This is a genomic window from Paenibacillus glycinis (genome assembly GCF_009909185.1).
In the GTDB taxonomy this organism is placed as follows: domain Bacteria; phylum Bacillota; class Bacilli; order Paenibacillales; family Paenibacillaceae; genus Paenibacillus_Z; species Paenibacillus_Z glycinis.
Map to the genome: position 1 here is coordinate 62168 of NZ_JAAAMV010000022.1, position 26101 is coordinate 88268.

Annotated in this window: 24 protein-coding genes; 3 read left to right on the plus strand and 21 right to left on the minus strand. The window is 61.0% G+C overall.

The window, feature by feature from the left end; all coding sequences use genetic code 11:
• Nucleotides 1–12: 12 nt before the first annotated feature.
• The 7 genes from GT019_RS22310 to GT019_RS22340 form a co-directional block, all read right to left on the minus strand.
• Nucleotides 13–975 (minus strand): aldolase catalytic domain-containing protein, encoded by a 963-nt coding sequence (locus GT019_RS22310; RefSeq protein ID WP_161745569.1) that lies wholly within the window; start codon nucleotides 973–975, stop codon nucleotides 13–15.
• A 111-nt stretch (nucleotides 976–1086) separates the two neighbouring features.
• Nucleotides 1087–2469, minus strand: a complete 1383-nt coding sequence (gene fumC, locus GT019_RS22315; RefSeq protein WP_161745571.1) for a class II fumarate hydratase — start codon at nucleotides 2467–2469, stop codon at nucleotides 1087–1089.
• Between the two features lie 158 nt (nucleotides 2470–2627).
• Nucleotides 2628–3041 (minus strand): acyl-CoA thioesterase, encoded by a 414-nt coding sequence (locus GT019_RS22320; protein WP_161745573.1) that lies wholly within the window; start codon nucleotides 3039–3041, stop codon nucleotides 2628–2630.
• Nucleotides 3042–3328: 287 nt separating this feature from the next.
• The gene (locus GT019_RS22325; RefSeq protein ID WP_235949007.1) at nucleotides 3329–4336 is read right to left on the minus strand and encodes an iron-hydroxamate ABC transporter substrate-binding protein; all 1008 of its coding nucleotides are present in this window, start codon (nucleotides 4334–4336) and stop codon (nucleotides 3329–3331) included.
• Nucleotides 4337–4653: 317 nt separating this feature from the next.
• Complete coding sequence (locus GT019_RS22330; RefSeq protein ID WP_161745574.1) at nucleotides 4654–5136, minus strand: hypothetical protein; 483 nt, start codon at nucleotides 5134–5136, stop codon at nucleotides 4654–4656.
• A gap of 592 nt (nucleotides 5137–5728) precedes the next feature.
• Entirely contained in the window at nucleotides 5729–6862 is a 1134-nt protein-coding gene (gene dgoD / locus GT019_RS22335; protein WP_161745576.1) for a galactonate dehydratase, read from the minus strand.
• A 93-nt stretch (nucleotides 6863–6955) separates the two neighbouring features.
• Entirely contained in the window at nucleotides 6956–7726 is a 771-nt protein-coding gene (locus tag GT019_RS22340; protein WP_161745578.1) for an SDR family NAD(P)-dependent oxidoreductase, read from the minus strand.
• A 159-nt stretch (nucleotides 7727–7885) separates the two neighbouring features.
• On the opposite strand from GT019_RS22340, the gene GT019_RS22345 reads away from it, so the two are divergent.
• Nucleotides 7886–8035, plus strand: coding sequence for a hypothetical protein (locus tag GT019_RS22345; RefSeq protein WP_161745580.1), 150 nt, complete (start codon nucleotides 7886–7888; stop codon nucleotides 8033–8035).
• Between the two features lie 299 nt (nucleotides 8036–8334).
• Here GT019_RS22345 and GT019_RS22350 read toward each other — a convergent pair whose 3' ends face one another.
• The 14 genes from GT019_RS22350 to GT019_RS22415 form a co-directional block, all read right to left on the minus strand.
• Complete coding sequence (locus GT019_RS22350) at nucleotides 8335–8784, minus strand: hypothetical protein (RefSeq protein ID WP_161745582.1); 450 nt, start codon at nucleotides 8782–8784, stop codon at nucleotides 8335–8337.
• A 132-nt stretch (nucleotides 8785–8916) separates the two neighbouring features.
• The gene (locus GT019_RS22355; RefSeq protein WP_161745584.1) at nucleotides 8917–9660 is read right to left on the minus strand and encodes a Bax inhibitor-1/YccA family protein; all 744 of its coding nucleotides are present in this window, start codon (nucleotides 9658–9660) and stop codon (nucleotides 8917–8919) included.
• A 500-nt stretch (nucleotides 9661–10160) separates the two neighbouring features.
• Entirely contained in the window at nucleotides 10161–10937 is a 777-nt protein-coding gene (locus GT019_RS22360) for a hypothetical protein (RefSeq protein ID WP_161745586.1), read from the minus strand.
• Between the two features lie 601 nt (nucleotides 10938–11538).
• Nucleotides 11539–12453, minus strand: a complete 915-nt coding sequence (locus tag GT019_RS22365) for an N-acetylglucosamine kinase (RefSeq protein WP_161745588.1) — start codon at nucleotides 12451–12453, stop codon at nucleotides 11539–11541.
• A gap of 29 nt (nucleotides 12454–12482) precedes the next feature.
• Nucleotides 12483–14048: a glycoside hydrolase family 3 protein gene (locus GT019_RS22370; RefSeq protein ID WP_161745590.1), complete on the minus strand. Its 1566-nt coding sequence runs from the start codon at nucleotides 14046–14048 to the stop codon at nucleotides 12483–12485.
• A gap of 13 nt (nucleotides 14049–14061) precedes the next feature.
• Nucleotides 14062–15201, minus strand: a complete 1140-nt coding sequence (locus tag GT019_RS22375; protein WP_161745592.1) for an exo-beta-N-acetylmuramidase NamZ family protein — start codon at nucleotides 15199–15201, stop codon at nucleotides 14062–14064.
• Nucleotides 15198–15905, minus strand: a complete 708-nt coding sequence (locus tag GT019_RS22380) for a PIG-L deacetylase family protein (RefSeq protein WP_161745594.1) — start codon at nucleotides 15903–15905, stop codon at nucleotides 15198–15200. Before GT019_RS22380 ends, GT019_RS22375 begins: the two co-directional genes overlap by 4 nt.
• 3 nt (nucleotides 15906–15908) lie before the next feature.
• On the minus strand, nucleotides 15909–16880 hold the full coding sequence (locus GT019_RS22385) for a GNAT family N-acetyltransferase (RefSeq protein ID WP_161745597.1): 972 nt from the start codon (nucleotides 16878–16880) through the stop codon (nucleotides 15909–15911).
• 47 nt (nucleotides 16881–16927) lie between these two features.
• Entirely contained in the window at nucleotides 16928–18124 is a 1197-nt protein-coding gene (locus GT019_RS22390; protein WP_161745599.1) for an anhydro-N-acetylmuramic acid kinase, read from the minus strand.
• Nucleotide 18125: 1 nt separating this feature from the next.
• The gene (locus GT019_RS22395; protein ID WP_161745601.1) at nucleotides 18126–18986 is read right to left on the minus strand and encodes a carbohydrate ABC transporter permease; all 861 of its coding nucleotides are present in this window, start codon (nucleotides 18984–18986) and stop codon (nucleotides 18126–18128) included.
• A gap of 18 nt (nucleotides 18987–19004) precedes the next feature.
• Nucleotides 19005–19907, minus strand: coding sequence for a carbohydrate ABC transporter permease (locus GT019_RS22400; RefSeq protein ID WP_161745603.1), 903 nt, complete (start codon nucleotides 19905–19907; stop codon nucleotides 19005–19007).
• A 98-nt stretch (nucleotides 19908–20005) separates the two neighbouring features.
• A complete protein-coding gene (locus GT019_RS22405) occupies nucleotides 20006–21454 on the minus strand; it encodes an ABC transporter substrate-binding protein (protein WP_161745605.1) in 1449 nt (482 codons plus the stop codon).
• 53 nt (nucleotides 21455–21507) lie between these two features.
• Nucleotides 21508–22422 carry an N-acetylmuramic acid 6-phosphate etherase gene (murQ, locus tag GT019_RS22410; RefSeq protein WP_161745607.1) on the minus strand — a complete coding sequence of 305 codons (915 nt, stop codon included), beginning with the start codon at nucleotides 22420–22422 and terminating at the stop codon, nucleotides 21508–21510.
• 203 nt (nucleotides 22423–22625) lie between these two features.
• Nucleotides 22626–23489, minus strand: a complete 864-nt coding sequence (locus tag GT019_RS22415) for a MurR/RpiR family transcriptional regulator (protein ID WP_161745609.1) — start codon at nucleotides 23487–23489, stop codon at nucleotides 22626–22628.
• A gap of 250 nt (nucleotides 23490–23739) precedes the next feature.
• Between GT019_RS22415 and GT019_RS22420 the strand changes: the two genes are divergently transcribed.
• Together GT019_RS22420 and GT019_RS22425 are read left to right on the plus strand one after the other, a co-directional pair.
• Nucleotides 23740–25044: a 6-phospho-beta-glucosidase gene (locus GT019_RS22420; RefSeq protein WP_161745611.1), complete on the plus strand. Its 1305-nt coding sequence runs from the start codon at nucleotides 23740–23742 to the stop codon at nucleotides 25042–25044.
• A complete protein-coding gene (locus GT019_RS22425) occupies nucleotides 25044–26054 on the plus strand; it encodes an N-acetylglucosamine kinase (protein ID WP_161745613.1) in 1011 nt (336 codons plus the stop codon). The genes GT019_RS22420 and GT019_RS22425 overlap by 1 nt, the downstream gene beginning before the upstream one ends.
• The last annotated feature ends 47 nt before the right edge of the window (nucleotides 26055–26101 follow it).

Here is a 26101-nt window from a genome sequence, read left to right on the forward strand (position 1 = left end):
CGATGGCTTTGCTTACTTGCTATGCAGCACTTCCGGCGTCGTCAGCTTGTCGTAGAAATCGACCGCTTTGTCCTTGTCGTCGGATTCGCGAAGCGCCATGGCGGAACGCGGATGTTCGTCCAGCATGCCCGTGATCATGTACGGGATGATGTAGCCCCATTCTTCTTTCTCGCGAAGCGGGATCATGTACTTCTCGATCATATCGAGCACCGGGCGCACGTTGTATTTCGTGTTCTTCAGGTGGGCGACGAGCAGTTCCGTCGGGCAGTTGCCTGCCGCGCGGCCCATGCCGTAAACGGATGCGTCCAGCAGCTCCACGCCTTGGTCGACGGCGGTAAGCGTGTTCGCGAACGCCAACTGCATGTTGTTGTGCGTATGCACGCCGAGACGCTTGCTCGGGACATGTTTCTTGAACTTGCTGATCAAGTAGTCGAAATCCTTCGGATCCAGACTGCCGTAGGAGTCCACCACGTACACGACGTCCACGACGCTGGCTTCGATCAGCTCGAACGCTTCCAGCAGCTGATTCTCCATGACGTTGGACAACGCCATGATGTTGATCGTCGTTTCGTAGCCGCGATCATGGAACACTTTCACGAGCTCGAGCGCCTTCTCCACGTCTTGGATGTAGCAGGCCACGCGGATCAGGTCGAGCAGGCTTTCTTCGCGCGGAAGAATATCGTTCTCGTCGACGCGGCCGATATCCACGAGCGCGGACAGCTTCGTGTTCAGCTTATGCGGAATGACCTTGCGCAGGAAATCGTCGTCCAGGAAGCGCCACGGTCCAGCGGATTCGGCACCTTTCAGCAGCTTCGGGGAGTTCTTGTAGCCGATCTCCATATAGTCCACGCCCGCATCGTTCAAGGTGCGGTACAGGTGCTGGACGAATTCGACGCTGAAATCCCAGTTGTTGACGAGCCCGCCGTCGCGGATCGTGCAGTCGACGATTTTGCAATTATTGTTCTTTGCGGTCATGTGCGTGTACTCCTTTGATCCATGCATTTTTTTATAATCATACTTGAAATCTGCCATGAACGCAAAAAAAATTTTGTCGCTTTAAAGCGAATCAGCGGTCTGAAATGGCGTTCAAATCATTGCGTCCGCGCGCACGACCTCGTCGAATTTCTCGGCGGAAATCAGTCCGCTGCGGATGGCGGCCTCGCGCAGGGTCAGTCCCTCCTTGTGCGCCGCTTTGGCGATCGACGCGGCATTTTCGTAGCCGATATGCGGATTCAGCGCCGTCACGAGCATCAGCGATTCGTTCAAATGCCGCTGAATCGCCTCGCGGTTCGGCTCGATGCCGACGGCGCAGTGCTCGTCGAACGAGCGCATGGCATCGCTCAGCAGCCGCGCCGATTGCAGGAAGTTGTGAATGATGACCGGCTTGAACACGTTGAGCTCGAAGTTGCCCTGGCTCGCCGCGAAGCCGATCGCCGCGTCGTTGCCCATGACCTGGCAGACGACCATCGTCAAGGCCTCGCATTGGGTCGGGTTCACCTTGCCCGGCATGATCGAGCTGCCCGGCTCGTTCTCGGGGATGCGGAGCTCGCCGATGCCGCAGCGCGGCCCGCTCGCCAGCCAGCGGACGTCGTTGGCGATCTTCATCAGATCCGCCGCCAGCGCCTTGAACGCGCCGTGCACGAAGACGAGCTCGTCGTGGCTCGTGAGCGCCTGGAACTTGTTCGGCGCGCCGATGAACCGCTTGCCCGTCAAGCCGGAGATCGCGTCGGCGACCTTGTCGCTGAAGCCCGGCGGCGCGTTGAGCCCCGTGCCGACGGCCGTGCCGCCGATGGCCAGCTCGCGCAGCTCCTCGCGCGCCGCGCCGATGTTCCGCTCGGCCTTCTCCAGCATGCGGACCCAGCCGCTGATCTCCTGGCCCAGCGTCAGCGGGGTCGCGTCCTGCAGATGCGTCCGGCCGATCTTGATGATGTCCGCGAAGGCCGCGCTTTTCTCAGCGAGGGTGGCCTTAAGCTGCGCAATGGCGGGCAGCACGTCATCTTCGACGGCGATCAGCGCCGCGACGTGCATCGCGGTCGGAAACGTGTCGTTGGAGCTCTGCGAGCGGTTCACGTCGTCGTTGGGATGCACCTTGGCGGCAGCATCGCCGCCGCGCTCCGCCAGCAGCTGCCCGGCGCGGCGCGCGATCACTTCGTTGACGTTCATGTTCGATTGCGTGCCGCTTCCGGTCTGCCAGACGGCCAGCGGAAATTCGCCGTCCCATCGCCCCGCGACGATCTCGTCGGCCGCCTCGGCGATCGCGCCCGCCTTCGCCTCGTCCAGCTTGCCGAGTCCCCCGTTCACGACGGCGGCCGCTTTCTTCAGGTACGCGAACGCCTGGATGAGCTCGCGCGGCATTTTCTCCGTGCCGATCTTGAAATTATGAAGACTGCGCTCGGTCTGCGCCCCCCATAGCCGGTTGGCGTCCACCTTGATTTCGCCCATGGAGTCCTTCTCGATCCGATAGTCCATCTTGCTTGCCCCTTCCTATGCTTGATTCTCCGCCGCTCGCGGCATATGTCGAAGACATGCGCTTACCTCTCTATTCAAGTAAATAGGCGATGCATGAATCATCATGCGCCGCCTCTATCCATGATTGCCTAATTCAGGGTATGCGATACCGCCCTCAATTAGGGCCCTATCGGAAAATGCGCCCGCAGCTCCTCCGGGATCGGCCGGCTCGCGCGCGTCCGCTCGTCCATCGCCACGCTCGTCACGAGCGCGTCCGCGCATCGTTCCCCGGACTGGTTGAAGATCTCCTGCTTCAACACGTAGCTCGTGCGGCCGGCCCGTTCCGCCTCCGTAACGATCGTCAGCCGGTCCCCCTGCCTGCATTCCTTGCGATAGTTGATGTTGATGTTGACCGTCACCGTCTGGACGCCCAGCGCCAAGAACGTCTCGTACGAGAGGCCGCGCCGCTCGTACCATTCCTCCCGGCCCCACTCCAAGTACTCCAAATACTTGGCGTTATTCACATGCCCGTTAACATCGATCTCCGTCGACCTGACGACGATTTCCAGGCTCACGCCCCCCATGATCTCCATGCCCTCCACGCTCCCTCGCCTCTGCGCCGGCTTCTTGCTTGCGCCGGCATCCGCATTTTGCTCATATGGTAGCCCTACGGAGAGCGATTGTCAAAAAGGCGGCGCAGCATCGGACATTTACCTAGGGCCGGCAACCATATTGGGCAACAATAACATCGTACGGCCTTCCCTGGAACGAGGCGATCGCAACGTTATGCGCACCGAAACGAAGAGAGACCCGGCCCCGGGGCCAAGTCTCTTTCCCGCGAAGGAAGAACCGCCTCCCCGGCGAATGCGGAGGATCGGGCTTACGATTTCGCGGACAGCAAGCTATCCGAGATGAACTTCAACTGCGCGTCGAGCGAGATCGGGTCGTTATACGTGTCGCCTTTCGGGTTGAGCTGGAATACGTGTCCGGCTTTGACGGCCGGCAGTCCCTGCCATATCGGGCTGTCGTAGACGATCTTCGGATCGCTGGTATCGCCGGACCATGCGCAAGTGAAGACGATGTCGCCGGAGAATTCAGGAAGCTTCTCGAGCGAGATCGAAGCCCAGCCCGTTCCGCTGTCGATAGCGGCCTTTTGCGCTTCCGGCGGCGCCTTCAAGCCGAATTCGCCGTAAATGATTTCGCCGCCGCGGCCGTAGTTGTGACCGAATACGTACAGCCCCTTCGCGTACGGGTTAATGATCGACACGGTTTTATTGCCGACGGCTTTCTGAACCTGCGGCTTCAGCTCGCCGATTTTTTTCTCCCATTGGCCAATCCACTGCTTCGCCTCGTTTTCTTTTCCGGTCAGCTTGCCGAAATCCAGCAATTGATCCTTGTAGTTTTTCTTGCCGTATTCGATCGCCACGACCGGCGCGATTTGCTCCAGCTGCTCGATGCCTTCCGTACCGCTATACGTCACGATCAGATCGGGCTTGAGCTCGAGAATCTTCTCCGGCGACGCGTCGTCGCCAATGCTGACGGCGCCGTCCAGCATCCCCTTGAAGTAAGGATTGCCCATGGCCCCTTCCCCGACTCCGACCGGCTTGGCGCCGAGTACCAGGAAGTAGCCGGTATAGAAAGTGGTCAAGTCGACGATCCGCTTGGGGTGCTTAGGCACTTGGATATCGCCGTTGGCCGCTTGGAAGGTGACCGTTTCCGCTTCTCCGGGAGCCGTATCTTCGGCAGGCTCGGTCACGGACGAGGCCGCATTCCCCGCCTTATTGCCGTTCTGGCTCGCATTCTCCCGCGTATTCCCGCAAGCCCCGAGAAGCAGCGCCATTCCAACTGAAAGCAAAAGCATAACCGGCATGAACTTCAATCTGCGCAAAACCAATTCCTCCTAATTGATATTGATTATCATTATCAAAAATAGCATAAGTTGCATCGGTTGGCAATCATTTAAAATGGACGCGCGTCGCCGCAGGACCGCAGCCTCAGCGCGCCAAGTCCCCTTCGGCGGCAATTGTCCGGCAAGTGAGCCATGAATACCAACCAAATAACCGCACATGTTGCAGATAAAAAAAACAGCCTCGGCCCAATGAAATTCAGGACCAAAGCCGTTCATGGACTTGCCGGGGGCAGTTCACCGATTATCCTATTGATTCAAAAGACGCCGCGCTGCACGCGACGTTCTTCAAGCGAAGCCTATTGATCGGCGTCCATCCGCACGCCTTGTCCAAGCGGGATCGGGGTTCTTGTTCTGGCCGCGAGGCGCTCGACGGCATAGACGAGGCCAAGCACGGCGAGCAGGCCGCCAAGCGAAACGGCGACGGACAGCGGAGCCATCCATAGATCCGCGGGGTGCGCGAAGAACGGAATAAGCGAGACGGCGATGATCGGCGGCGCGTTCAGCTTGAGCGTACGGACGAGCCAGATCACGATCAGCGTGCTGACGAACAAGGATACCATGCCGCTGTCGACGGCGTAGGCGAGCGTGCCAATGATGGAGGACAGCACCGCGCAGCAGGCGATGCCGAGCAGCTCCGGCAGCCGCGGAGAACGGGTAATGAAGAGGAAGCCGAAAGCCCCCAGCGTCGGGAAGAACAGCATATGCATGCCTGGCCCTTGCGAGGACAGCCAATAGACGAACATAATGAACAAGCCGAGGCCGACGGATCGAATCAACATCGCGCAGCAACCTTTCTTTCGTAAAAGGATCAACCAAGCAAACCTGACATGAAAATCACTTTTACGAGCTTAAATCAGTTCGGCGCGAACGTCAATGGAAAATTCCGAGCGGTTGTCCCGTTCGCGGCGGAAGCGAAGCCGACCCGGAAAGAAACGGCGGAAGCGCGGTCGGCCGCAAGCCGCGATCAGCAAGCATGTCTTTTTAAGTACGCTAATCGCTCTTCAAGGCTATCTGAAATGGTTTTAATCGATTCGGAAGCTTTGCAGTAGCCGACGCTTATGATCTGACCTTCTTTTTTCGTGAATCCGCCCAAGAAAATCGTTTCGGTCGTGGAATGTACATGTGTTATGTTGCATCTAACGCAAAAATACATTGCAATTCCTCCCTTTGTAAGTGCTTATGCTTGATCATAGTACGAATGGAAAAATATAGATATCATTATTTTCCAGCCGCTTTATACCGCTGAGAATAAGAGATACGCGATTCGTGCATGCTCTCGAATACGAAAAAGAGCTGCCCTGCGGCCTTGGCACGCAGGAAGCAGCTCCCTTATTCCGTACTTTACCCGGCGGACATGCCTTCCTTATGCGCCTACCATTCCGCGAACGAGCCGTCGTCGTACGCCAGTCTCGGCGTATCCCAATCGCCGCCGTAGCCGCGTTCGATCAGCGCTTCCTCGTTGATCTCGATGCCGAGGCCCGGTCCCTGCGGCACGGCAATGTGCCCGCCTTCGACTACGAACGGCCGCTTCAGGTAGCCTTCGCCGAGGTCCCATTTCTCCGCCATGGACGGATGCTCCTGGATGAGGAAGTTCGGCGTGCAGGCATCGAGCTGCAGGCAGGAAGCCAGCGAGATCGGCCCGAGCGGGTTATGCGGCGCGACGGAGGCGTAGTGCACCTCGGCCATCGCCGCGATCTTGCGGCCTTCGAAGATTCCCCCGGCATGGCACAGATCCGGCTGGACGATGGCCACGGCGCCCTTCTCGAGCGCCTCGCGGAAGCCCCAGCGCGTGAACAGCCGCTCGCCGGTGGCGATCGGAATGCTCGTCGACTGCGCAACGCGAAGCAGCGCGTCCACGTTCTCCGGCAGCACGGGCTCTTCGATGAACATCGGATAATACGGCTCCAGCGCGGCCGCGAGCCGGATCGACATCGCCGGGCTGACCCGCCCGTGGAAGTCGATCGCGATGTCGAGCCCGCTGCCCGCGGCTTCGCGGATCGCCGCGAACTTATTCGTCACGTTCTCCACGAACGCCAGGGTATCCACCTGCCGCACCGGCGCGTCCACGCCGATCTTGATCGCGGTGAAGCCCGCTTCCATGCGCTTCTTCGCGTTCGCCGCGATCTCGTCCGGCGTCGCGCCGCCGCAGTGGCTGTACATGCGGATAGTCTCGCGTACCTTGCCGCCGAGCATCTCGTAGACGGGCATGTTGTAAAACTTGCCCTTGATGTCCCACAGCGCCTGCTCGATGCCGCTGATCGCGCTGACCAGCACCGGGCCGCCGCGGTAGAACGTGCCGCGGTACATGACCTGCCAGTGATGCTCGATGCGCAGCGGATCCTCTCCGATCAGGTAACGCTTCAGCTCCTCCACCGCGGTCGCGACGGTGAGCGCGCGCCCTTCCACGATCGGCTCTCCCCAGCCGCTGATTCCCTCGTCGGTCTCGATCTTGAGAAACAACCAGCGCGGTTTCACATGGTAAAGCTTCATATCGGTGATCTTCATAACGATTCGTCTCCTCTTGCGTTCCGCTTTGGATTGATCTTGCATCGCCTGCCGTCAACCGCATGCCCATCACGCATGGCGCGTATGCTTCGGTTACCCTTTATCCGCCCATACCGGCAGCAGCGCGCCGCCGTCCATGTACACCGTCGTCCCCGTCATGTAGCCCGCCTTGTCGGAGGAGAGGTATACGGCCGCCTCGCCGACCTCGTCCGTCGTGGCGAAGCGGCCTAACGGAATGCGCGAGGCCACGCCGGCGATGCGTTCGCGCGCCTGCTCGTCCTTCGGCTCGCCGAGCAGGGTGTAGCCCGGCGCGATGCCGACGACGCGGATGCCGTAGCCGGCCAGGTCGAGCGCCATGTTCTTCGTCAGCTTGTTGACCGCCGCCTTGGCCGCGGCGTACACCGTCGCGTTCGACCACGTGCCCTCCGCATGGTTGGAGCTGATGTGGATCAGCACGCCCCCCGTGCCCTGCTCCGCCATGAGGCGCGCCGCCCGCTGCGAGCAGAAATAAAGCCCTTTCAAATCCGTGTTCATCACTTCGTCGTACAGCTCCGGCGTCGTCTCGAGAAACGGCCGCATCCGCGTAATGCCGGAATTCGCCACGCTGACGTCGAGCCGGCCGAACGCCGCGCGCGCCCCGTCGTACAACGCGTCGACGCCTTCGATCGTCGAGATGTCCGCCTGCACCGATTCGGCCCGCACGCCGACGGCCCGAATCTCCTGCACGACGGCCTCCGCCTTCTCCGCGCTGCGGTTGTAGTTCACGCAGACATCGTAGCCCGCTCTCGCGAACGCCAGCGCGATGCCTCTGCCGATGCCCCTGCCGGAGCCCGTAACCAATGCTACTTTGCGTTCCGCCTGCATTCCCTCGCCTCCTTGCGCCTTCGGCCGCGATCGCCGCCGAAACCGCCCTGTCCTTTCAGCCCCATAAACGACACGCCTTTCTCGATCAGCTTGTGGCAGGAAATGATGATGATCTTGCAGCTTATCCATCTTCAAATAGAGCGGAACGAGGCTTGCACGATGCAAGGATCGAACAGCCGCTTCCAGTTCCCAGACTCTGAAATCGCTTGCAATTCTCGGAGCAGCTTGATCCGCATCTTCGCGTCCGCGGCGAGCTGGGTCGACAAGATCTGCGGCCGTCCGATCGTGAAATTGTACGCGGGCATGTAAGCTTTATATACGACGCGGCGTCCTTGATTCCTGTCACGCGCATGGCGCCGATCGGGTCGTTTTTCATTTTTTTCCACGCGAACCGGATGCTGATGAGCAGCTCGTCGATGAAGGCGCCGGGAACGGCAGAAAGCTCCGTCCCATTCGGGAACGGAGCTCTCTTGTTTACGTTCGCGTTACGCGATCCAACTCTGGCAAGCCGCGCCAAAAAAATCGAAGCGGTCTCTGATTCGGCGAGACACGTCTTGCTCGTGCGTCGAGAGCCGCGCGAGGCCTATTATCCCGCCCGGCCACCGACGTTATTTGCCGATGAACGTCCGCGAGCCGTTGTCCCCGCTATACGGCGGAGCATTCGGCGCCGTGACGTAGCAGATGATCAGCTTGTACGATTTGCCCGTCGGGATCACGCTCTTGAAGGTCAGGATGAAGCTCGTGTTCGTCGTGTCCGCCGAAGTAATCGTCACCTTGTCCGCCGTCAGCGCGTTGCCCGGATTCACCGTGTCGTTCATGCCGAGCGTCGCGATGCCGGTCGGCATCGTTTCGCTCAGGCTCTGAATCCAGTAGTTGCCCGGTTTGATGCCTTTCGCTCCGTCGACCGGCTGGTCGTACGTCACTTTCAGCTGGTTCCCGGACAGCTGCTGCAAGTCCTTCAGCATCGGGATCGTCTCGGCGCTCGCGCCATGCGGCAGGACGAGCGCGAACAGCATGGCGAGCGCCAAGCCGGCGGCGAATTTCGTTAATCTGTTCATATCGTTGGTGACCTCCTCTTGTTCAGCCAAATTAAGGCAGTGCCGGTTCATAAGGAGGTTTCCCCGCGGCTTGGCTCGTTATGCACGCAAAAAAGGCGCCGTTTCGGAGAACGGCGCCTTCGGCGCGGAATGCTATCTGCTCCGCAGCTTCGAGAGCAGGCGGAGGATCTCGATATACAGCCAGACCAGCGTGACGATCAGGCCGAACGCGCCGTACCATTCCATGTATTTCGGCGCTCCGCGGTCGGCGCCTTGTTCGATGAAATCGAAGTCGAGCACGAGATTGAGCGCGGCCACGACGACGATCACGAGCGAGATGCCGATGCCGATCAAGCTGCTGTCGTGCAGATACGGCACGGTCACGCCGAACATGTTCAACACCATGCTGGCCAGGTAGACGAGCGCGATGCCCGCCGTGGCCGCGAACACGCCAAGCTTGAAATTCTCGGTCGCGCGGATGATCCGCGTCTTGTACGCCACGAGCAGCGCGAAGAACACGCACATCGTGATCAGCGCCGCCTGCATCGTGATGCCGCCGTACGCCGATTCGTAATTCGCGCTCAGCGCGCCGAGGAACGCGCCTTCGAGCGCCGCGTAGACCGGCACCAGGAACGGCGCCGTGCGCGGCACGAAGCTGATGATCAGCGCGCAGATCAATCCGCCGATCGCCCCGCCGATGACGTACGGCATCACGTCGTTGCCTTTGAAATACAGGTTCCACGTCGCGAAAGCCGCGCCGAGCAGCACCGCCAGCGTGATAAAGGTTTTGTTGACCGTGCCGTTGATCGTCATTCTGTCGGTACCGGAATACGAGCCATGCCCCGTCCGGTCGAACGTTTTGTCGTTCAAGGTTGGATTGCCGCTTCTGCCTAGCATGCCTGAACACCCCATCGTCATTTTTTACCAAGTATATCATATTCTCCGCGATTTAGAACAAGCCCCGGCGGGATCGTCAAGGCGATGGCGGCTTGACGCACCCGGTCGACCGGATGCGGGAAGAGATCAAGACAAGAAAGACGAACCGGAAGGTGCGTCCCCGCCCCTACACGACGAACGCGACCCGGGCTAGCTGCGTTAAAAAAACCCAATCTTCCGCTTCCGCAATAGCGAAAATCAGGGTTTGCCGCGAACGGGGAATTCCGGCAGGATTCACCCTTGGACCGAACCCAAGCGGATTCCCCCCCTGTAAACTGGAGCATTGCCCTATTCAGGCACGTTTCCGCTGCCGTTATAGTTAGGTCATGCTGCCGTCTCGAGAAGAGACTAACTGCTCGAGCATGCACGCGCAAACGCAGGCAGGCAAAAGAAGGACGCAAACACATGAACGTGTTCGCGTCCTTTCTTTTGCCGCTCGAATGCCGGCTTGCCGCAGGCCGTCAGCCCTCGATGCGTTCGTATTCTTCCATGAACGCCAGCTGCATCCCGGCGAAAATATAATCGTACAGAAACAGAAGCAGGAAGAAGAAGAACGAGAGCCATATCGCGTTGACCAGCAGACCGAAGATCACGTTCAGGATGACCGCGGCGACGATCAGGCCCGCCGTTGCCCCCGTACGGTTGCGGAACGCCCGGAGCGAGCGGGGAAACGCCTCCGGTATCGTGCAATTTTGCGCGACGAGCGTGAATTCCAGGTAGACGAACCAAACCCGGAGGATGAGGAAAGCCAGCAGGCTGACGACGGCGCCGATGCCGTGCAGCAGCAGCACGGCGAAGCTGCCCCCGACCAGCATGAGGCCAAGCACGAGCAGGTTGAGCAGCAGGAATCGGCCGAAGAATCGCGAGCCGTAGGCCGCGAACTTCGCCATCGACAACGGCCGCTCGCCGGCCGCTTCCCGCAGCAGGCCGATGTAGCCGCCCTGGAAGAAGGCTTGCGCGAGCAGGAAGATCAGCAGCGCGATCAGTACGGTTGCGGCGCTGCCGGCAGGGATTCCCCCGCCTTCGTTCAGTTGGACGGTGCCGGCCATGAACCGCTGTTCGGTCACGGCGCTGATCGACGGCATGCCCATTTGCAGCGCGAGCTTGAACGTCACGTGCGGGCTGCCCTGGAAGCCGTTCATCAGGATTCCGGCCAGCACGGACAGCCCGTCCACGGCGACCGGAAGCCCGACGAGCAGCGGAAACCCCGGCAATTTGCGAATGGCGCTGAGCAGCAACCCTATCGCCTCCTTGGCCTTGCTTATTTTCGCTTCTGTCTTCGCCTCGTGCCGCGCATGCGATGTCTGATGGATGCGGATTTATATAGTACGCGGATTGCCAATGAAACGTTGCACGCTGCGGACAATTCGGCAGCTTCTGACAGCGCGGCTGCCTGCCCCTATCTAATTCACCGTTTCGCGTCGGATCGAATAACGAATATGCCAGGCGTCCGCCTTCGGTCGACGGGAAAAATCGAAGCGTCGATGCCGGCTCGGGATACGTCGCGCGGCGTCGAACGCATCGGCCAAGCGGACTGATGGACGCGAAGCTGGGCTTGCGAAACTGGGGCTTGATAGATGGGCTTGCGAGACTGAGGCTTGCGAGATGGGCTTGCGAGACTGAGGCTTGCTAGATGGGCTTTCTAGTTGGGCTTGCGAGACGCGCCTGCGAGACTGGCGTGCGAGATTGGGCAAGGCGTGCTTGCGAGATTGGGCGAGACGAACTTGCGAGACTGGGCTTGCGAGACGGAAAGGGCTTCCGGGCGAGGCTTGCAGTCCCCGCCGAATAACGTCAAGAAGCTGCCGGCATCTCGCCGACAGCTTCTTGACGTTCCTTCGCCTACTGCGCGAGCGCCGACAGCGCCATGCGAACCGCCCCGCCGGACGCATCGGCCGGCGCGTCCACGCAGGACATCCCCGGGTACGCCTGCTTCAGCAGCGCCTCGAAGGCTCCCCGCACGTAAGCGTTCTTCAACAGCACGCTTCCCGCCAGCACGAGCCTGCCATCCTGCAGCGCCAGCTTCTCCGCGACGGGAACGACCAGCTCCAGCAGCGAGGCGGCGCTGCGCTTGACGATGGCCATCGCCACGGCGTCCCCGGCTTCGCAAGCCGCGGTCAGCAGGGGAGCGAGCGCCGCGATGTCCTTCTTGTTCGTGCGCTTGTCGTGCGCGAACCCGATCAGCTCCCTCACCGTCGTCATCGCCAGCCGCTCATAGACGAGACCGGTAATGACCGTCGGCGGAATCCGGCCGTCGTTCGCCTTCGCGACCGCCGTCAATAGGTCGCGGCCGATGCTGTAGCCGCTTCCCTCGTCGTCGATCAGGTAGCCGCAGCCGCCTGCGCGATGGGATAGGCCGGCATCGTTCGCGCCGTAGCAGATCGATCCCGTGCCGGCGATCAGGATCATCCCGACCGGACTGTCGAGCGCGCCGATCAGCGCCGTCTCGTGATCGCCGGTAATGAGCAGTCCGCCCGCGTAGCCGCATTCCCGGACGTTCGCGGCCAGACGTTCACGGACGACGGGATTGCTGACGCCGGCCGCGCCGATGCATAGCTGCGCGACGTTCGAGAGGCCGCCGGCGGCCCGCTCGATCTCGGCCATGATCGCCCGGAAGCTGAGCGCGATGCTCGCTTCGTCCTGCCCGTTGTAATTGATGGCGCCGGACGCAAACGCATGCACCGTCCGTCCGAATTCATCGGCCACGGTCACGGCCGTCTTGGTTCCGCCGCCGTCCAAGCCCGCTACGTACCTCATCTCGTTTTCACATCCTTGCCAGAAGCCTGTTAGTGGGTGCCCGATATGGCGATGCTTAACCGTCCGGTCGGCCGAATCCCGCCGCCCAGGATGCGGATCAAAGAATCGATCGCGAGCGGCGTGTACTCGAACGCGGCCAACCCGCAGACGCCGTCCGCCACGTGCTCGAGGTCGTAAGGCTTGCCGAGCGCGACGGCGGTCACCGCATGCCCGTTCGCGGCCAACCGGTTCACGAGCTCCAGCTGCCCGGCATTCTCGCGGCCGTTGTACAAGCCGACCACGACTTGCTTGTAACCGGCCGCGCGCGCCAGCGTCCGCCCGATCTCCGCTTCGTCCGGATCGAATCCGATCATGACATGCGGCGCGTCGAACGCCGCGGCCATCGCCGCCGGGAAAGACAACCCCGTCTTCGCTTGGCTCGAAGCTTGATCCGTCCGGTACGGATAGCTGCCGACGAAGATCGTCTCGCCGCCGCCCCTGCGCACGGTCGCGAGCTCGCCCTTCGCGAGGCAGACGCTTTCCTCGCTCATGGCCGCCGCCGCGCGGCGATGCGTCTCGCAGCCGACGATGCCGAGATCCGCTTCGGCCGCGTCGCCGTATTTCTTCTTATAATAAAGCACCTTCTCGAGCGCTTCGTCCAGGATGGACTCCGACAACTCGCCGGATGCCACCGCCTCCTCGATCGTCGCCACCGTTTCCATCACGAGCGCGGGCGTATGGCTGACGAAGAGCAGATGCACGCCGGCCTTCAGCGCGCCGAGCGCGCCGCGAGCGGTGCCGTAGCATTCCTTGATCGCGTCCATCTCCAGGCAATCCGAGACGACCAGCCCTTCGTAGCCCAGCCGTCGCTTCAGCAGATCGGTGATGATCGTCCGCGACATCGTCGCCGGCACCCGCTCCGCCTCGACGAGCGGGAAGAGGATATGCGAGCTCATGAGGGCTTCCGCCCCCGCCGCGATCGCCGCTTGAAACGGCTTCAGCTCCAGCTCCAGCAGCTGCTCGATCGATTTCTCGATCGCGGGCAGTCCCAGATGCGAGTCGACCGCCGTATCGCCGTGGCCCGGAAAATGCTTGACGGATGCCAGCACGCCGCCGTCCGTCAAGCCCCGCATCATAGGCAGGCCGTATGCGATGACGGCATCGGGCGTATCCCCGTAAGAGCGGACGTTGATGACCGGGTTCCGTTTATTGTTGTTGATATCGAGCACCGGCGCAAGATTGAAATTAATGCCGAGCGCGCGCAGCTCGCGCGCCGTCATCCGGCCCGCGGCGTAGGCGTTCTCCGGCCGGCCCGTCGAGGCGATCGCCATCGCGCCGGGCACGCTCGTCGCGTCGGAGGGCAGGCGCGTCACCCGGCCGCCTTCCTGGTCGACGGAGATCAGCGCCGGGAACCCGGTATGCGCGGCAATCGTATGCTGCAGCTCGGCGCACAGCTCCCGCAGCTGCGTTTTGCCCTCGACGTTATGCGAGAACAGAATGATGTTGCCGATCTTGAATTCCGCGATCAGATGCCGCAGCTCGCCGGTCATGCCCGTCGCCGGAAATCCGGTCACGATCAGCTGGCCGATTTTCTCCCGTAACGTTAATGCTTTCATGCTCGCACTCCCCTCAGTACAGATGATACTGCCGCTTCCGCTCCGCGAACTCCCGGCTTTCCTCGCGGAATTGCGCCAGCAGTCCCGGAACGTCCACGGATTCGGCGCGGTACAGGCTGTCCCCGCCGAGCAAATCGATGAACGGCCGCGCGCCTTCCTTGAACGGCGGCAGCCAAGCGAACGCCTCGTAGTTGTCCTTGATCGCGTACAGCAGCGAGACGCCCGTATCCACGGGCCTCACCGCGCGCGCATCGGTCACGTGCAATTGCACCCCGCCGCAGCGCTCGCCCTGATGCTTCGAGGCGGTCGGCTTGTAATGAACGGGACGGAAATGCACGCCGGGCAGTCCCTTGCCGTTCATCTCGTCCGCCAGCCGCTGCGGCTCGATGAACGGCGCGCCGATGATCTCGAACGGGAAGGTCGTGCCCCTGCCCTCGGACAGATTGGTTCCTTCGAACAAGCAGGTGCCTCCGTACAGCAGCGCGGTCTCGTACCGCGGGATGCCCATCGACGGCTGCACCCAGACGCGGTTCAGATCCGGGAAGCGCATCTCCCGCTTCCAGCCCTCGCAAGGGACGACGCGCAGCTTGCAATTCCAACCCATCTCGTCGTTCGCCATCATGGCGAGCTCGCCGACGGTCAGCCCATAACGCACGGCAAGCGGATAATTCCCGACGAACGACCGGTAGCCCGGCTTCAGCACGTTGCCTTCCACCGTCGCGCCGTCCAGCGGATTGAACCGGTCGAGCACGATGAATTCCTTGCCCGCCTTGGCGCAATCCTCGAGCGCGTAGAGCATCGTATAGATAAACGTATAATAGCGAATGCCGACATCCTGAATGTCGTAAACGACCGCGTCGACTTCGTCCAGCATGGCCGGCGTGAGCCGCTTGGAATCTTGACGATAGAGGCTGTGCACGGGAACGCCGGTCTGCGGATCGACGTATGTCTCCACGAGCCCGCCCGCGTCCTGATCGCCGCGCACGCCGTGCTCGGGCGAGAACAACGCAGCCAGCTTGAACCGTTCGTGCAGGATGCCGATGGTCGACGCGAATGCCCTGTCGAGGCCGGTGGGCGACGTGATCAAGCCGAGCCGTTTCCCCTGGAACAGCTCCGCGTGCCGGCCGATCCGATCGATCCCGTTCAGCATCATGCGAGCGAATCCTGGCGCAGGCGCATCGTTTCCTCCGGCACCATGAAGGTTTCCGCGTAGTGCTTGCGCGCCTCGATGCCGCGCACGCGGGCAAGATGCTTATAGTATTCGAGGTACGGGAACGACTTGCTGCCCGTCACGAACCAATGCGTCGATACCGCTTTGATCCACAGCTCGTACGCCTCGTGATTGAAATCGACGTAGACGTACGGCTTGTAATCGACCGCGTCCTCCCAATTCTCCGCATAGTAGAGCTTGGCCGCGAAGTGCGCCGGCAGCTCCCGCTCGAAGGACGCGAGGCCCGCGAAGAAGCGCGCGTCGTTCACGATGCGATGCGTCGTCATATGATCCTTGTGCATGCTGTTCTTGAAATGCGTGATGATCACGTCCGGCTTCACGCGGCGGATGACGTCGCACACCCGGTACCGCATCTCGTCGCTGTCCTCGAGCTCCCCGTCCGGAATCTCGAACACGATCGCCTCGCCGCCCAGCATCGCCGCGAATTGCTCCGCTTCACGCACCTTCTGCGCCCGGTAGTCCGCCATGTCCCGGCCCGCCGGAACGCCGCGTTCCCCGGCCGTCAGCGCCAAGGTGACGATCCTGTCTCCCTTCAGGGCATGGCTCGCCAGCACGCCGCCCGCCGTCAATTCCGCATCCCCTACATGTCCGCCGATCGCCATGATCGTCAACCGCCGCTCGCCCATTCGTTAAAACTCCTTCCGCATGATCGCAAAATGTTTGACCGGCCGGAATCCGGCTTTCTCGTAGATCCGAATGGCCGGATTCTTGATTCCCGTGTATAGCGACATATAGTCCGCGCCGATCGCCTTGAACGCCTCGCAGAGCCGGAAGAACAACAAACTCCCGAGTCCGTGCCCTTCATGCTCGGGATGCACCCCGATCCCGGCGAAATAGCCTCGGCCGTTGTCCTCGCGGATCACGGGACCGGCGAATCCGACGGCCCGGCCCGCGCGCGCCGCGATAACGACGGGCACGCCGTCCGCCGCGCACCGCGCGATCTCGCGCCGCCAGAGCGGGTTGTCGAACCCGTCCAGCATCGCTTCGATGCCCGCATGCCGCCGCGGATCGAACAGCTCGACCGCGTACCCGCCGTCGCCGGCTCTCGCTTCCTTCGCCCGTATCTCGTCCGTCCAGGCGAACCCGGACAGCTCCAGGTACATCGCGCACTCCTGCGTCCGTTCGGCGTAGCCGCGCGCCAGCAGGTACGCATGAAGCGGGCTGCCGACCGGAACCCCGGGCGCGTTGTTGTGCTCGTGCTTCGGCGTGCCAGGCACGTACCACGGGAGCATCATCGGATTGAAGAACAGCACGTCGGCTTGTTTCTTGCCGAGCTGCCGAAAGCGCGCCTCCAGCGCGTCCAGCAGCTGCCCGTAAGCGTCATCATTCCGGCATGCGGCCGAGAGGACGACGCACGTCACGTAGCCCGCGACGTCGCCGAGCGGGAGTTCGTCGCCCGTGCAGCCGCACGCGAAGCCCGCTATCTCCCCGTAAGCATCCAGCAGCACGAACGCGCACGCCGCGTCGAAATGCGGATTGCCCGCGAATATCCGCTCGAAGCTTGCCGCATCCAATTCCTTGTAATCTTCCTGCACGGCTTCCCGGTTCCATAACGCCAGGATGCCGTCCACGTAACGATGCTCGAAAGAGGCGATCCTCATTCGGCGTCACCTCGCTCGCGATCTGATATGAAATGTTCGTATTCGTGCTAGTACGAGATTTTCCCCAGCACGACGGGCCGGTTCGCGCCCGTGACGCTCGGCAAATTATTCGGCCTGCGCGCGATCGCATAGTCCGCCAGCAGCGCGAACGCCACGGCTTCCTTGGCGTCGCTGCTCTGACCGATGTCTTCCTGGATCAGCACCTGCACCCCCATCGGTTCCATCTCCCGCTTCAGCCATCCGATCAGCGTCGGATTATAGCTTCCGCCGCCGCCGACCAGCATGACGTCCGCGGCATGCAGCGGCGCCGCGAACCGCCGGTACGCGTCTCCGATGGACCAGGCCGTCAGCATCGTGACGGTCGCGATCAGGTCCTTCGCGGACAAGCCGTGCTTCTGCTTATACGCGAGCAGCTCCTCCGCGTACGCGGCGCCGAAGCGCTCCCGGCCGGTCGATTTCGGCAGCGGCTGCGCGTAATACGGTTCCTGCTTCAGCCGGTTCAGCAGCGCTTCGTTCACGCGGCCGGACGCGGCGATGGCGCCGCCGGCGTCCATCTTCAGCTCCCCGCCGGTCAGCAGCGACACGACGCCGTCGATCAGCATATTGCCGGGGCCCGTGTCGAAGGCGAATACGCCTTCGGCGCCGCTGCCGGCAGGCAGCACGGTGATGTTCCCGATGCCGCCGATGTTTTGCAGCAGCAGCGTCCGCTCCGTCTCCCGGTACAGCAAATATTCCGTGAACGGCACGAGCGGCGCGCCCTGCCCGCCGACCGCCATGTCGGCGACCCGGAAATCGGACACGCACGGGATGCCGGTCCGCGCGGCGATCACCGCGCCTTCGCCGATCTGCACCGTGAAGCGCAGATCGCGGCCGTCCTCGATATGCGGCTCCGGCGCGTGGTAGATCGTCTGCCCGTGCGAGCCGACGACCGCGATGTCCGCCGGCGCCAGACCCGCGGCCGCGATGACCGACAGGGCCGCTTCGGCGTACAGCTCGCCCAGCCGGACGTTCATCCGGCCGACCCGGTCGATCGTGGCGCGGGCGGGATCGAACAGCTCGAAGATCGCCTCCCGCACGGCCGGCGGATAGGCGGTATTCGCGAACGCGACCAGCTGCGCCGCCGATCGATCGCTTTCGCCGCCGGCGATCCGGATCACCGCGGCGTCGATCCCGTCGACCGACGTGCCCGACATCAAGCCGACGGCGTATCTCTCCGCGCGCGTCTTCGCGCTGCCCGCCGTCATATCAGCCTTTGACCGCGCCGACGGTCACGCCCTCGAGAAAGTAACGCTGCAGGCTGAAGAACAGGACGAACATCGGCAGGGCGGAGATCGTCGCGCCCGCCATCATCGGGGCGAAGTAGGTCGTGTTCGCGAACCGGAAGTTTTTGAGGCCGACCTGGATCGTCTGCATATCCATCGTGTTCGTGACGAGGAACGGCCAGAAGAACGTATTCCAGCTGTCCATGAACGTGAGGATGGCCATGACGGCAAGGACGGTTTTGGATAACGGCAGAATGATCCGCACGTAGATTTGGAACTGGCTGCAGCCTTCCATCTTCGCGCTCTCGATGATTTCCTTCGGAATGGACGACATGAACTGCTTCGCGAGGAAGATGTTATAGACCGTCACCAGACCCGGCACGATCAGCGCGCTGTACGTGTTCTGCAGATCGAATACGTTGACGATCAGGATGTACAGCGGCACTTGGGTAACCTGGTAAGGAATCATCATGGCGACGAGCAGCAGCGTGAAGAGAAACGATCTGCCCTTGAAATCGATCTTGGAGAACGCGTAGCCCGCCATGCTGGCGAACACCACGTTGGACAGCATGACGCTGCCGGCCACGATGAGCGAATTGAACAGCCACCGGAGCGAATATTCGCTGTAATCGAAGAAGAATTTATAGGAAGCGAACGAGATTTTGCTCGGAAACAGCGAGTAGTTCATCGCGCCCGCCTCGACCGGATCGCCCAGGGAAGAGATGATCATGAAATAGATCGGGAATATGGTAGCGAGCGCGAAGAGCAGCAGCAGCACGACGATCGTGCCGTTGCGGAACAGCTTGCCTTTGCTGCGGTCCGGATAATTTTTGTACAGCGACATCTGCGTTTCCTCCTTCCTCTAATATTCCACTTCTTTGCCGAAAAACTTGAATTGCAGCAACGCTACGATGGCGATGAATGCCGCCAGGACGAGCGATTGGGCCGCCGCTTTGCCGAATTCGAAGTACTTGAACGCGTTGTTGAAGATCAACAGGCCGACCATCGTGGTCGCGTTGTCCGGTCCGCCTCCGGTCATGAGATAGGCGTTCTGGAACACCTGGAAGGAACCGATGACCCCGGTGACGAGCAGGAACAGCGTCGTCGGCTTCAAGCACGGGATGACGATATACCGCAGCTTCTGCAGGAAGGACGCCCCGTCCAGATCCGCGGCCTCGTAGTAGCTCGTGTCGATGCCGAGCAAAGCGGCCAAGTAGATAATGATGCTCGTGCCGTGGCTCGACAGCCAAGCCATGAAGACCAGCGAGAACATCGCCGTGCTGCTCGAGCCGAGCCAGTTCTGATTGCCGATGCCGAAGAGGCCGATCAGCTTGTTGAAGATCCCGGATTCCATCGGGTCGAAGATCCACAGCCAGACGACCGAGAGCGCGACCCCGGACGCGACCGCGGGCAAATAGTAGACGGCTTTGAACGTCGTTTGCATCCACTTCTTGAGAGGCAGTATGAGAATCGCCACCGCGAACGACAGCAGCAGCGCGACTGGCACGGTTAGAATCGTGTACACGATCGTGGTGCGGATGGAGCGCCAGAACAGCGCATCCTTGAACGTTTCGGTGTAATTGTCCAACCCGATGAAGGTCGAGCCGAGCGGTTTATAGTCTTGGAAACTGATAATGAACGCGCTCGCGACGGGATAGGCCGTGAACAATGCGAAGACGACCAAAGCGACGGCGATGAAGATGTATCCCCAGCCGGCATCGCCTCCGAATTTGCGTTTGATGAATGATTTCTTGGACGGGTTCATGAAGGCAGCACCTCTTTTCGGCAATCGGATCAGTGGCCACGCGGTAAAATGAGTTCGGATAGCCGCCTGGGATACGAGCGGCTATCCGAATGGGAAAATCAGTCCTTGACGACGCCGTCTTCGCCGAACGCGTCGATCGCGGCTTTCTTCAGCGCGTCGTACATGTCCTCCGGCTTGAGCTCGCCGGCAAGCAGCGCCTGCAGCTTCGGAATCATCACTTCGTCTTCCAGCTTGATCGCTTTCGCGCCGAGCTCGACCGGAATGTCGGGACGAGCCGGTGCCGCATGGGAGAGAAGCGTGCTGACCGCCGCCACGTTGTCCGGGTTGCGGTTGACCGTCATGCTTTCGGCCGCCGTTCTGCCGGTTTTGGTAATATGCGCGACGAACAGATCGTTGTTCGTCGTTGCCGCGACTTTGCCGCTGGCGAGGAAGTACGCCGCTTTGACGACGTTCGCCTTATGCTCGGCCGTCGGCTCTTTCTTGCCGCGGAAGGTGACGTAGCCGTCGACCGCGACGGTCGTGACCGCCGGCTGGCCGAGGAACGAAGGCACGGGAAGAACGATGTAGTCCGCTTTGATGCTGCCCTTGACCGCGCTGCCGTCATTGGCGTCGATTTTCTCGTTGTTCTTGTTCGCCGAGTTCTCGAACGTCGCGAGGCCTTTGCCCGTGATCATCGTTTGGCCGGTCAGGAACATGTTCCAGCGTTTGCCCGCATCCACGGAGCTCAGCTCCTTCGGCATGGAGCCGTCGTCGATCAGCTGGCGGATGTCCTTCAGCACTTCCAGGAAGTTTTTGCTCGTGTAGGCGTATTTGTTGTCCGTCGTGAACGCGTTCGGCATGCCGGCGTTTTTGACGAGAATGTTCAAGTAATCCTTGGAAGCGACGCCCGCGGTCGCGAACACGAAGCCGTAGCGGCTCGTTTTGTCGCCTTCCTTCACGACGCCTTTCTTGATGGCTTCGCGGAACTCGTCATAGGTCCAGCCGTTTTTCTGCACGCTCTTGTAATCGATGCCGGCTTTCTCCAGGAACTCCTTGTTGCCGCCGAGCGCATGCGCTTCCATATAAGCCGGGAAGCCGTAGATGCCGTCGCCGTTCTTCATGTATTCCATCGGGGCGGGATCGTAATCCGCGATCATGTCGGAGGTCGCCGCGTCCTTGATATCCATCAGCATGCCCTGCTGCACGTACTTGGAGATGCCGTCCGAGCCGATGAACGCGATGTCCGGCGGGCTGCCCGCGTTCACCTGCGTATCCAGCTTCTGCGTCATGTCTTCCCAGCTGGCGGGCTCGATCTTCAACGTCAAGTTCGGGTTCGCCGCGTTGAAATCCTTGGCCATCTGCTCGAAATTGTCCTGGTAGGTCGGGGATACCGGCGGGAGCAGCGCCGTGATCGTATCCTTCGCGCCGGACGCGCCGCCTGCGTTCGCGTTGCCCCCGGCGTTGCTCGCGCCGCCGTTATCGCCGTTGTTGGATGAACATGCGGCAAGCGTCGTTACGGATAAACCGAGTGCCAATACGGATGCCAAAACGCGGGATTTCGTCTTCATAGGAATAATCCTCCTTAAGGATTCAGCATTTATAGTGTCCTGATCAAACCTCGTTAACCGACTTTCGTGCAATTTCGGATCGCAGTCTTCAGGCTGCCTTCGCTGCGCGCGAGCTCCTGTTCGGCCTGCGCCGCGTCCAAACCGGTAATGATCATCATAATGGCGAGCTTGCAGTTCATGGAGGCCGCTTGAAGCGCCTGCTTTGCCGTCTCCGGATCCGCGCCCGTCGCGGTTTGGATGATTCGGATCGAGCGGTCGTTCAGCTTGATATTGCTGGCTTTCAGGTCCACCATGAGGTTGTTGTACGTCTTGCCGAGCTTGACCATCGTGCATGTTGTCAGCATGTTGAGCACCAGCTTCGTCGCCGTGCCCGCCTTCAGCCGCGTCGAGCCCATGATGACTTCCGGCCCGACGACGGGCGCGATGCACACGTCGCAGACTTCCGCGAGCCTGGAGTTCTTGTTGTTCGCGACGCCGATCGTCGCCGCGCCAAGCTCGGCGGCCCGCTTCAACCCGGCGATGACGAAGCTTGCGCTTCCGCTGGCCGAGATGCCGATCACCGCGTCTTTCTCTGTAATGCCGCAGCGATCGATTAACCCTACCCCCTCCTCTGCACTGTCTTCGAATCCTTCCACGGCGACCCGCAACGCGACGTCCCCGCCGGCGATATATCCTTGCACCAGCGAAGGGTCGGTCCCGAACGTCGGCGGAATCTCCGATGCGTCGAGCACCCCTAATCTGCCGGAAGTGCCTGCTCCGATGTAAAACATGCGTCCGCCGTTCTTCAGCAGCCGATGCAGCAGATCGACCGCTTTCGCAATCTGCGGAATTTCCGCGGCGACCGCGGCAGGAACCTTCGCATCCTCTTGATTCAGGAGGCGGACCATGTCCTCGGTCGAGCATTCGTCGATCATCAGCGTGTCCCGGTTGATTTCCTCCGTCGTCAATCCCGCCAAATATTCGTTCATAACCATTCTCCTACCCTCAAGTCGTGATGTTAGGTTATCTAACACACTTGTTATTTCTTAAGACCCATATTACGTCGACTTGCCATCCTCGTCAATAGATTCTGAAATAAAATTTTATACTAAAATTAATAACTGTTTTTTTATTTTGGACGAGGCCATAAAAAAAGACATGTTCAGCGCTAGCTTTCCCATGTCCCGTTCCCTTATTTGCGATGCTTGCCCGACAAGATGTTATGCGTCTTGGTCAAATACTTCTTCACGTTCTGGTATTCGGCGCTCGCGACGCCCGCGAAGAGCATGTCGATCACGGTCAGCATGGCGATCCGCGAGCCCATCGCGCCGCTGCGCATGGTCAGCTCCGGCGTCGAAATGCTGAGCAGGATATCCGATTTGTCCGCGAGCTCGCTCTTGTTGTATTTGGTAATGGCGATCGTCGTCGCCCCGTTCTTCTGCGCCAGCTCCAGCGTATCGAGAATCTCCACGGTATCGCCGGAGTTCGAGACGAAGAAGGCGACGTCGCCCTTGCCGAGCAGCGTGGCCGCGGTCAGCTGGCTGTGGCTGTCGGTGTAAGCATGGCACATTTTGTTGATGCGGCTGAACTTCTGCTCCGCGTCCATGCAGACGATCCCCGAAGCGCCTACGCCGAAGAACACGATCCGGCTGCTCTCGCGAAGCACCTTCACGGCCTTGGCGACCTGCTCGCGGTCGATGACGCTGAGCGTGTCTTCGATGGACTTGATGTTGTTGCGGGAGATGTTGGAGATGATGATGGACAAGTCGTCTCCGGGCTGAATATCGGTGTACTGGTCCTTCTGCTCTTCGTCCCTGGAGCCGAGCGAAGCCGAGATGCTGACGATAAAGCTTCGATAGCCGCCGTAGCCCAGCGTTTTGCAGAAGCGCAGCACGGACGCGTCGCTCGTCTTGCTCATTTGGGCAAGGCTCTTGATCGAGAGATGCGGCACTTCGTCCGTATTCTCCAATATAAAATCGGCAACCAGCTTCTCAACGGGCGTCATGCTGTCCTTCATGTCCCGAATCTTGATCAAAATGTTGTCGTTTATCGCCATAATCGTCCCTACCCGCCTAGTTTGTCCCTCTCGAATTCACTCTTATCTTAAGTGTATTTATGGCAAAACACAAGAAAAAAGCGACGTTGCATGTCATGTTTTAGGACATCTTATTTAGAAATTTTATTTCAAAACAAACATTCAATATGAAATTTTATACCTGATTTTTATTGTTGGATCAACCCTTGCGTGCTATAATGGCCTCACATTATGCCGCTATCCCGGCAACCCCACACCCGAGGTGAAGGACATGAAGAAAGCAAACATCAAAATCGCCATTATCGGTTCCGGCAGCACGTATACGCCCGAGCTCATCGAAGGCATGATCAAGCGCAAGGACGCGCTGCCTATCGGCGAGCTCGTCCTGATGGATATCGACGCGCGCAAGCTGCGCATCGTCGGCGAGCTGTGCGCGCGGATGATCGCCGCCGCGAACATGCCTTGCCGCGTCGTGATGACCCAGGACTTGGACGAAGCGCTGACCGGCGCCGATTTCGTGCTCGGCCAGATCCGCGTCGGCAAGCTGCCGGCGCGCGTGCTCGACGAGAAGATTCCGCTCCGATACGGCATGATCGGCCAGGAAACCTGCGGTATCGGCGGCTTCTTCAAGGCGATGCGCACCATCCCCGTCATGCTTCGGATCGCCGAGCGCATGAAGGCGCTGTGCCCGGATGCGTGGCTCATCAACTTCTCCAATCCGGCGGGCATCATCACCGAAGCCATCCTGAACCATGCCGGCGTCAAGATGCTCGGCCTGTGCAACGTGCCCTACAACATGTTCAAGAGCATCCGCGAGTCGCTGCAGCTCGACCGTCCGAACATCGAGTACGTCGGGTTGAACCACCTCAGCTGGATCACCGGCATCGAGCAGGACGGCAAGGATTATTTGAAGACGGCGCTCGAGATGGGCCTGAACAGCGAGACGATGAAGAACATCCCGGCCAGCGGCTTCAGCAAAGAGCTGATTCGGATGGCGGGCGCGATTCCGTCCTCGTACCTGGAATATTACTATTTCAAGAACAAGAAGCTGCAGGTCGTCCTCGACATGGAGCTGTCCCGCGGCGAGAAATGCATGCAGATCGAGGAGGAGCTTCTGGATATCTACTCCGATTCCGCGCTGCATGCCAAGCCGGAGCTGCTCGCTTCCCGCGGCGGCGCCAATTATTCCGAGGTAGCGATCAGCCTCGTCGACGCGATCCACAACGACAAGCAGGAAGTGCATGTCGTGAACCTGCTGAACAACGGCGCGCTCGACTTCATGCGCGACGACGATGCCGTCGAAGTATGCGCGGTCGTCGGCAAGGACGGCGCGAAGCCGGTCAAGATCGAGGGCTTCGACAACCGGCATATCATCGATTACATGCGGATGGTGAAGGCGTACGAGCGCGAGACCGTCGCCGCCGCGATCGCCGGCGACGAGGACGCGGCCATGCGCGCGCTGCTGATGAACCCGCTGGTCGGCGACTACGACGCGGCGCGCGGCGCTTTCGAGGAGTTGAAGGAAGCGCACAAGGAGTACCTGCCGCAGTTCTTCAAGGAAGCAGCGAACGCGTAATGAGCGACCGCTACGTTATCGGCGTCGACGGCGGCAACAGCAAGACCGATTACTTCCTGTTCGGCGTCGACGGTCGTTTCGTCGATCATCTGGGCGCCGGCACCTGCAGCCATGAACGCTTCGCGGATGCGTACGCCAGTTCTTTCCGCGTCATGGACGAGAATATCCGCGCGTTGTTGACGCGCAACGGACTGACGATGGCGCAGGTCGCCGCCGGCGCGTTCGGCCTCGCGGGCGCGGATATTCCCTCGCAGAAGGAGCAGCTCGGCCGAATCGTCGAACGGCTCGGGTTCGCGAATTATGCCGTCGATAACGACTCCTTCCTCGGCATCAAGGCGGGCATCGCCCGCGGCTACGGCATCTGCTCCATCAACGGCTCCGGCACGGTTGCCGGCGGCATCTCCCCGAGCGGCCGCCGGCTCCAGGTCGGCGGCATCGGCAGCGAGCTGGCCGGCGACGAAGCCGGCGGCTTCTATCTGGGTCGAAAGGTGCTGCGCGCCGTCTACGATAGCTTGTACCGGCTCGGTCCGGCGACGTCGATGGCCGAGCCCGTCATGAAGCTGCTCGGCGCGCCCGCGAAGGAAGCGTTCATGGAATGCGCCGTGGAAGGTTCCGCGAGCCGGACGCTGCCGAATACCGAGCTGATCCGGCTTCTGCTGCGCGCCGCGGAAGCCGGCGACGAAGCCGCCCTCGGCATCATCGGCCATTCGGCCAGGCAGCTGGCCCATTCCGCCGCCGGCTGCCTGCATCATCTCGATTTCGGCGGCGAAGACATCATCGACGTCGTGCTCGCGGGCTCCGTGTGGGTCAAGGCGGACAGTCCGCTGCTGTTCGATCGCTTCAAAAGTTACATGGCCGAGCTCGTCGTTCAGCCGTGCAGGTACGTGCTGCTGCAGGTACCGCCGGCGACCGGCGCCGTGCTCTGGGCACTCGAGCTCGCGCACGGCAAGCCGGTCGACGCGAATACGCGCCGCGGCGTCATCGCGAGCGTGGAGCTGCTGCAGCAATAAGCTTCATGCGCCGGAGGTGCGATCGCCGGTATGCGGCGCAGCAAGAT